The following is an 8,623-nucleotide window of genomic DNA, read 5'->3' as shown; positions in this document are numbered from 1 at the left end:
CTGCGACGTCGAAACCCGGCGGACCGTCAACCGGCATAGCCACGCCACGGTCACGGCTACGCCCACGAGCACGAGCACGGACAAGAGCGCCCGCTCTTGATCTCCGTCCCGAAGCCAAGAAGGCATAGCCACGCCACGGTCACGGCTACGCCCACGAGCACGAGCACGGACAAGAGCGCCCGCTCTTGATCTCCGTCCCGAAGCCAAGAAACTCCAAGGCCCGTCCCGTGCACAGGGGGTGTGCGTACAGCCGGCCATGGATGGCCGGCGGCCGGCCTTGGGAGCAGGACGCGGACAGGCCGGGGGAGTACACCCCCTGTGCACGGGACGGGCAGCGCGCATCCCAACGGAGCAGCTCCCGACCCCACTGTCGCGTCACCCCGAGCTTTAAAAAAAACCGGCACTTCGCCGGGCCGGCCGTACACCCCCCCCTCAATCGGGAGAAGATCCTGAAATTTCCTGTTGACAGGAAAATGAGAATCATTAGCATTGACACTTCCCATCGATGAGGAGCAATCAATGCTTGCCTCCCGCGCCCACCCGTCCGGCTTCGACAGCGCCACCGAAGTGCCCTCCTGCGAGACGCCGCCGGCCGACGACACTCATCACGGGGAAGTTGACAGCGTCCTCCTGCTGCATGGCCAGCGCGAAGTGCTCATCCGCCATGGCAGCGAGGTCTATCGCCTCCGCCATACGCGCAACGACAAGCTGATCCTGACCAAGTAGCACCGCACGCGGCCGGACCCCGGCCGCCCATTCCCCAAGGCTGCAAGCCCCGGCCGCTGCCGGACGCCAGCTCGCCTCGTGCCTCCAGAGAGCCCACGATGCGATCCACCCCCCTTTTCCTGGCCATTGGCCTGCTGCTGCCTGCCTTCGCGCAGGCGGAACCCACGCCCGCCGTCGAATTCGACCGCATCGTGGTCACCGCCACCCGCACCGAGCGCGTGGTTGCCGACGTGCCGAACACCGTCGATGTCATCGACCGCGAGCGCATGGACGAGCTGCTGGTGCGCGACCTGGAAGATCTGTTCCGCTACGAGCCCGGCATTACCGTGGGCTCCGGCTTCGGACGGTTCGGTATCGGCGACATCCGCATCCGCGGCCTTGGCGGCAATCGCGTGCGCATCCAGACCGACGGCATCGCAGTCCCGGATGCCTTCTCGATCGGCAGCTACTCCAACGCCAACCGCAACTTCGTCGACCTCGACACGCTCAAGCGCGTCGAGGTCGTGCGCGGCCCCGGCAGTTCGCTGTACGGCTCGGACGCGCTGGGCGGCGTCGTGTCCTTCATCACCAAGGACCCCCTGGACTACCTGGCGGAAGGCAAGGATGCGTACTTCGGCTTGCGCATCGGCCATGAAAGCGACTGGGACGGCCTGTCGGGCGGCGCCACGGCGGCTTTCGGCGGCGAGCGCTGGTCGGCATTGGTCGCGGCCAGCCATCGCCAGGGCAGGGAGCCGGAGAACCGGGGCGAGGCCGGTGGCGTTGGCGACGCGCGCACGCTGCCCAATCCGCAGGATCGCGACGGCCGCAGCCTGCTGGCCAAGCTGGTGTTCGCGCCCGGCACGGACCAGCGCTTCAAGCTGACCGTGGAAGGCAACGAGGATGCCACCGACACCGACGTCTACACCTCGCGCGGCCCGCAGGGATTCACCGGCGCGTACAACGATCGCGTGCTGGCGCGCGATCACCAGACGCGGGCGCGCGTCGCCTTCGGCCACGAGATGGACGCAACCGGCTCCGGTTTTGCCGACAGCCTGGACTGGCAGGTCTACCGCCAGGACAGCGAAACCACGCAGCACACCGTGGAGGAGCGCACGCTCGCCGCGCCGACCTTCAGCGACATCCGCGAGCGCGAGTTCAATTTCGACCAGCGCGTGTACGGCCTGCAGGTGAACGCCCGCAAGGGCTTCGGCACCGGCAGCGTGCGCCACGAGCTGGCCTACGGCCTGGACGCGTCACGCACCCGCACGCGGCAGAAGCGCGACGGTCTGCGGATGTTCCCGATCACCGGCGTCGAGACGCCGGTGATGCTGCCCGACGTGTTCCCGGTGCGCGACTTCCCCAACAGCCGCACCACCAACGTCGCCCTGTACCTGCAGGACGAGATCAGCTTCGCCGGCGGCGCGTTCCGCCTGATCCCGGCCTTGCGCGTGGACCACTACGAACTCCAGCCGGAGGTCGACAACATCTTCGCCGAGGACAACCCGGGCATGGCGCTCGGCAAGCTTTCCGAGACCCAGGTGTCGCCGAAGCTCGGCGCGGTCTGGCATTTCTCCGTCGACTGGTCGCTGTTTGGCGGCTATTCCCGCGGCTTCCGCGCGCCGCCTTACAACGACGTCAATATCGGTTTCACCAACGTGATGTTCGGCTACACCGCGATCGCCAATCCGGACCTGCTCCCGGAGACCAGCGACGGGTTCGAGGCCGGGCTGCGTTTCAACGGCGGTGCGGTCTACGCCAGCGTGTCGGGCTACTACAACCGGTACGACGATTTCATCGAGTCGCTGGCCTTCACCGGTTTCAACGAGCAGGGCCTGATGGTGTATCAGTCGCGCAATGTGTCCGAGGCGACGATCCACGGCATCGAGCTCAAGGCCGGCGTCGACCTGGGCCGGTTGTCGCCTGGCTGGGACGGCTGGTCGCTGCGCGGCGCCGCGGCCTGGTCGCGCGGCGAGGACGAGACCAGCGGCCAGCCGCTGGAGAGCATCGATCCGCTGACCGCGTCGCTGGGCGTGGCCTGGCGCGGTGAGCAATGGGGCGCCGAACTCGCCGGCCGCTTCGTCGGCCGCCGCGACCGCCTGCCGGACGCGCCCGTGGGCAGCGAGTACTTCGAAAGCCCGGGCCATGGCGTGCTCGACCTGCTTGCGCACCGGGAGTTCGGGCCAGGCGCGCGGCTGGACCTGGGCGTGTTCAACCTCACCGACCGCAAGTACTGGGGAGCCGGCGCGCTGCCGCTGGTATCGGGAACCAGCAGCTCTATCGACCGTTACAGCGCGCCGGGGCGCAACTTCGCCGTCAACTTCGCGGTGGAGTGGTAGCCATGGCGCTGCCGCCACGGGCCGGTCGCGGTATCCCCGGAGCGGTCCGGGACAACGTCATTCCACTTTAGGTTAGAACCGGGAGCGCAAGCGTGAGATCGCAAACCACCATTTTCCTTCTCCTTTTTGCCGCGACGGGCATGGCGTCGGCACAACAGGCGGAGCCGCGCGCTGCCGACCCCGCCGCCGACCGCGCGGCCATCCTCGGCATGCTCGGCGAGTACGACGTCGACTTCGCCTTCGACGAAACCGTGCTGCTGGCGCCAGGCTACGAGCGCGCCCCCGCCAAGCGCAGCGGGGGCAGCGAGGTCGTGATCCTGGTCGAGGACAGCGTGGCTGCCGACGGCACGCCGTCGCGCATCGTGCTGCAGCACATCCTGGTCGACCCGAAGAGCGGGCACGTCACCAAGCACTGGCGGCAGGATTGGATCTACGAGGCCGAAGAACGCTTCGAGTTCAGCGCCGACCAGACCTGGCAGGTGCGCGTGATCCCGGAGGAGAAGACCCGGGGCGCCTGGACGCAGTGCGTGTACGAGGTCAGCGACGCGCCGCGCTACTGTGGCACCGGCCGTTGGAGCCACAGGTACGGCGTCGCCACCTGGACCTCGGACCGCAGCTGGCGGCCGCTGCCGCGGCGCGAGTACACCAAGCGCTCCGACTACAACGCGCTGAACGTGGAGAACCGCCACACCATCGTGCCCGGCGGCTGGACCCACGAGCAGGACAACACCAAGACCCTGCGTGCCGCTGACGGCTCGACCGTGCGCACCATCGCGCGCGAATACGGCTTCAACGACTATCGCAAGGACACCGACGTCGACTTCACCCGGGCGCATGACTACTGGAAGGCGACCGCCGGCTACTGGGGGCGCGTGCGGCAGCGCTGGGACAGCTTCCTGGTCGAAGGCCACGGCCTGCACATGAAGACCGATGTCGATGGCATGGCGCTGATCATGCCCTTGTTCACCCAGGCCGAAGAGGTGCAGGAAGGCAGGGACGTACCGGACTCCGCGATTGACGCTGCCTTCGCCGAATGGGTGGAGCCGGTGCCTGCCGGGGCCGTGGCCGCGACGCGCTGAAACGCCCCGTTCTTCCCTCCGGGCGGTCACAGTGGCCGCCCACCCCGCGTCTATACTCGAGACCAATGACTGGGGAGAGCGTGGAATGTCCGGAGGAACCTTCATCGCGGCCGTACTGGTGGTCGCATTCATCATCTTTTTCTTCAAGATGGTGCGCATCGTGCCGCAGGGCTTCGAGTGGACCGTCGAGCGCTTCGGCAAGTACACCCATACGCTGTCGCCCGGACTGCACCTGCTGATCCCGGTGATGCAGGCCGTGGGCCGCAAAGTCAACGTCATGGAACAGGTGCTCGACGTGCCCTCGCAGGACGTGATCACCAAGGACAACGCCGTGGTCAAGGTCGACGGCGTGGTGTTCTTCCAGGTGCTGGATTCGGCCAAGGCCGCCTACGAGGTCTCGAACCTCGAGATCGCGACCATCGCGCTGGTGCAGACCAACATCCGGACCGTGATCGGCTCGATGGACCTGGACGAGTCGCTGTCCAACCGCGAGACGATCAACGCGCAGCTGCTCAACGTGGTCGATGCCGCCACCAACCCGTGGGGGATCAAGGTCACGCGAATCGAGATCCGCGACATCCAGCCGCCGCGCGACCTGATCGACTCGATGGCACGGCAGATGAAGGCCGAGCGCGAACGGCGCGCGGTGATCCTGGAAGCGGAGGGCCACCGCAGCTCCGCGATCCTGCGTGCCGAAGGCGAGAAGCAGGCGGCGATCCTGGAGGCCGAGGGCGAGCGCGAAGCCGCCTACCGCGAGGCCGAGGCGCGCGAGCGCCTGGCCGAGGCCGAGGCCAAGGCCACCGAGATGGTGTCCAATGCGATCGCCGCCGGCGACGTGCAGGCGATCAACTACTTCATCGCGCAGAAGTACGTCGAGGCGTTCAAGGAGCTGGCGACCGCGTCCAACGCCAAGTTCGTGATGATGCCGATGGAAACCAGCGGCATCATCGGCTCGATCGCCGGCATCGCCGAGCTTGGCAAGGAGGCGCTCGGCAAGCAGCAGGTGGAGACCCGCCGGCGCGTCGACGCCGCACAGCGCCCGGAAGGCTGAGCCATGGCGTGGAGCATGAACACCACCGCATGGGCCGCGATCGCACTGGTTCTGATCGCCGCTGAAACCTTCATTCCCGGCGCCTTCCTGCTGTGGATGGGCATCGCCGCCGCGATCGTATGGCTGGTCGTGCTGGTGGCGCCCGGCCTGGGGCTGCTGGCGCAGGTCGTGCTGTTCGCGGCGCTGAGCGTGGTCGCCGTGCTCGCCTACCTGAAGTGGGGCCGGGGTCGCGAGCGGCCGAGCGACCGGCCGTTGCTCAACCGGCGCGCCGAGCAGCTGGTCGGGCGCGTGGTCGCGCTTGACCGCGCGATCGAGGGTGGGCGCGGGCGGGTGAAGCTGGACGATTCGTATTGGGTCGTCAGCGGCCCGGAGCTCGAAGCCGGCGTGCGCGTGCGCGTCATCGGCGCCAACGGGATGGTGCTCGAGGTCCGCGGCATCGACTGATCGGGGGTGTGGGGGCACCCCGGCTCGGCGATAATGACGGACCGTATGCCAGGAGCCAGCCGCCGATGACCCGCAAGACGATCCTCAACGACTCCCATCGCGCACTCGGCGCGAAGATGGTGGACTTCGGCGGCTGGGACATGCCGCTCAACTATGGTTCGCAGATCGAGGAGCACCATGCGGTGCGCCGCGGTGCCGGCATGTTCGATGTCTCGCACATGACCGTGGTCGACCTGCACGGCGGGCGCGTGCGCGACTTCCTGCGCAAGCTGGTCGCCAACTCGGTCGACAAGCTCAAGGTCCAGGGCAAGGCGCTCTACACCTGCATGCTCGACGAGCAGGGCGGGGTGATCGACGACCTGATCATCTACTACCTCGGCGAGGACTTTCATCGGCTGGTGGTCAATGCAGCCACGCGCGACAAGGACCTGGCATGGATCAATGCCCAGGCCGAAGCCTTCGGCGTCGAGGTCCGGGTGCGCGATGACCTGGCGATCATCGCCGTACAGGGCCCGCAGGCGCGCGACAAGGTGCTGGGCCTGGTGCACGGGGATGACCGCGCCGCTGCCGGCAAGCTGGCCAAGTTCGCCAGCCGCGACGTCCGCTCGGTCGACGGCGCGCCGCTGTTCATCGCGCGCACCGGCTACACGGGCGAAGACGGCTTCGAGGTCGTGCTGCCGCAGGAGCACGCCGTGGCGTTCTGGGACGCGCTGGTCTCGGCGGGCGTCACGCCAGCAGGCCTGGGTTCGCGCGACACCCTGCGCCTGGAAGCAGGGCTGCCGCTGTACGGCCAGGACATGGATGAGTCGGTCACGCCTTACGAAGCCGGCCTGGGCTGGACCGTGGCGCTGGACGAGGGTCGCGACTTCAACGGTCGTGCCGTGCTCGAGGCGCAGCGCGACCGCGGCGACGCGCGCCAGATCGTCGGCCTGGTGATGGATGAGAAGGGCGTGCTGCGCCACGGCCAGAAGGTGCTCGCGGCGAGCGGCGAGGGCGAAATCCTCTCCGGCACCTTCGCCCCGACGCTTGGCAAGTCGATCGCCCTGGCCAGGATTCCCGCCGGCGAGGCAGGCGACGTGCGCGTCGACATTCGCGGCCGCGAGGTTCCGGTGCGCGTGGTCGCCTACCCGTTCGTGCGCGACGGCAAGGCCCGCGAGGGCATTTGATTTCCACCCCGGGCGCTTCGCTACACTAGCCACCCACCCCAGCCACGCTGTTTCCGGAGTACCAGCAATGAGCGATATCCCCGGCGATCTGAAATTCATGAAGTCCCACGAGTGGGCCCGCGTCGAAGGTGACGGCAAGGTCACCGTCGGCATCTCCGACCATGCCCAGGGCCTGTTGGGCGACCTGGTCTACGTCGACCTGCCCGGCGTTGGTGACAGCGTCCAGGCAGGCGTCGGCTGCGCCGTCCTGGAGTCGGTCAAGGCGGCGTCCGACATCTACGCACCGGTGTCCGGCACGATCGTCGAGGTCAACTCGGCGCTGGCCGACACGCCGGAGACGATCAATGAAGACGCCTTCGGCGAAGGCTGGCTGTTCGTGATCGAGGCGAGCGAACCGGACCAGGTGGACGAGCTGCTTGCACCGGACGATTACGCCGCCCTGATCGAGGGCGACGACTGACGCATGCATCGCGCGCGATGCGCGGCATCGTCTTATGGAACGCCGGGCAATGCCCGGCGTTCCTGTTTGCGGACGCTTGAAATGGTCGCCGGGGGCTCGCGCACTTCCGCGCAAAACGGTCACTGCCGCGCCACCAACGGCGTCTTCGCGTCGTGCGCGTACACAAGGCCTGCACACCGACGAAGCGGTTGCCGGCATCGTGTCGATGCATGTCGCGTGTTTCGCCGCGTGCGTCGACAATCCGCGGGCGTCCTTCCGATACCGCTTAAAACAAGTGCTTTCGCGCGTGCCTCTCGAAGCCTGTGAAATGCTGGTCGCGAACTTGCCGCGTCTGCATGGGTGGCTTGCAGCGCCAACGGTGGCGAGCCGGGCGCCTGCTTGCCGGCCCGCACGCGACGACGGGTGTTGACAGGAAAAAAAAGCGTGATTAGGTTTCGGCACAACAACACGATGGTCACAGAAGAGAGTGAGTGCGACCCGGACAACAACGCGTGACACAACTCGGTCCTCCGCCTGGATGGTCGTAATGGTGGACTTGGGCGTTGTCTTCCTCGCGAAAACTCCAGACCCATGCATGCATGCAACCCGCAGCGCGATGCGCAGCGGGTTTTTTCGTGCCAGGCAACACCGGATCCGGAACGACGCGCCCTGCGCGTCGTCGGTTGGCCGTGGGTCCGATACCCGCGGTGTGTTTCGTACTGGGCAGTAGTACCTGCAAGTTCCACTGACGAGGAGAGCCATCACATGGCCACTAAGAAAGTCGCAAAGAAGAAGGTCGCCAAGAAGGCGGCGAAGAAGACCGCCAAGAAGGCAGTGCGCAAGGCGGCACCGCGCAAGGTCGCAAAGAAGGCCGCCAAGAAGGTCGCCAAGAAGGTCGCCAAGAAGAAGGTCGCCAAGAAGGCCGTGAAGAAGGCCGTGGCGAAGAAGGCCACCCGCAAGACCGCGAAGAAGGCGACGAAGAAGGCCGCCAAGAAGGCCACCAGGAAGACCGCGAAGAAGGCCACCAAGAAGGCGGTGAAGAAGGCCACCCGCAAGACGGCCAAGAAGACCGCGAAGAAGACGGCCAAGAAGGCAGCGAAGAAGGTTGCCAGGAAGAGCCCGGCCAAGAAGGCGGCCAAGAAGGCCACGAGGAAGACTGCGAAGAAGGCGACCGGGAAGGCGGTGAAGAAGACCGCTGCGAAGAAGGCCGCTGCCAAGAAGACTCCTGCAAAGAAGGCGGCGAAGAAGACCGTCCGCAAGGCTGCGACCAAGAAGACCGCCAAGACGGCGGCGAAGCGTGCGCCGCGCAAGGCGAAGGCACCGGCCGTCTCGATCCCCACGGCGCCCGTACCGCTGATCTGACCAGCCCCCGATTGCCGTCTACATGACCCCTTTCCCCGCAG

The 8,623-nt window shown here is 67.0% G+C and carries 7 protein-coding genes and 1 pseudogene; all 8 read left to right on the top strand.

Annotated elements, in window-relative coordinates; all coding sequences use genetic code 11:
* Positions 1-621 precede the first annotated feature (621 nt).
* Positions 622-726 (top strand): annotated as a pseudogene (gene hemP / locus WCD84_RS14345) (hemin uptake protein HemP); the annotation flags it as partial.
* Positions 727-824: 98 nt separating this feature from the next.
* The gene (locus WCD84_RS07505; RefSeq protein WP_343280944.1) at positions 825-3,041 is read left to right on the top strand and encodes a TonB-dependent hemoglobin/transferrin/lactoferrin family receptor; all 2,217 of its coding nucleotides are present in this window, start codon (positions 825-827) and stop codon (positions 3,039-3,041) included.
* Positions 3,042-3,133: 92 nt separating this feature from the next.
* Positions 3,134-4,120, top strand: a complete 987-nt coding sequence (locus WCD84_RS07500; RefSeq protein WP_343280943.1) for a DUF6607 family protein — start codon at positions 3,134-3,136, stop codon at positions 4,118-4,120.
* 85 nt (positions 4,121-4,205) lie between these two features.
* Positions 4,206-5,171 carry an SPFH domain-containing protein gene (locus WCD84_RS07495; RefSeq protein ID WP_343255827.1) on the top strand — a complete coding sequence of 322 codons (966 nt, stop codon included), beginning with the start codon at positions 4,206-4,208 and terminating at the stop codon, positions 5,169-5,171.
* 3 nt (positions 5,172-5,174) lie between these two features.
* The gene (locus tag WCD84_RS07490; protein ID WP_343255828.1) at positions 5,175-5,615 is read left to right on the top strand and encodes an NfeD family protein; all 441 of its coding nucleotides are present in this window, start codon (positions 5,175-5,177) and stop codon (positions 5,613-5,615) included.
* Positions 5,616-5,680: 65 nt separating this feature from the next.
* Positions 5,681-6,781 carry a glycine cleavage system aminomethyltransferase GcvT gene (gene gcvT / locus WCD84_RS07485; protein WP_343280942.1) on the top strand — a complete coding sequence of 367 codons (1,101 nt, stop codon included), beginning with the start codon at positions 5,681-5,683 and terminating at the stop codon, positions 6,779-6,781.
* 67 nt (positions 6,782-6,848) lie between these two features.
* The gene (gcvH, locus tag WCD84_RS07480; protein ID WP_343255830.1) at positions 6,849-7,241 is read left to right on the top strand and encodes a glycine cleavage system protein GcvH; all 393 of its coding nucleotides are present in this window, start codon (positions 6,849-6,851) and stop codon (positions 7,239-7,241) included.
* 744 nt (positions 7,242-7,985) lie between these two features.
* Positions 7,986-8,582 (top strand): hypothetical protein, encoded by a 597-nt coding sequence (locus WCD84_RS07475; protein ID WP_343280941.1) that lies wholly within the window; start codon positions 7,986-7,988, stop codon positions 8,580-8,582.
* Positions 8,583-8,623 lie beyond the last annotated feature (41 nt).

This window comes from Luteimonas changyuni (assembly GCF_039548395.1).
Taxonomy (GTDB): Bacteria; Pseudomonadota; Gammaproteobacteria; order Xanthomonadales; family Xanthomonadaceae; genus Luteimonas.
Note: the sequence above shows the minus strand (reverse complement) of the source record. Positions and strands in the feature narration are given on the sequence as shown.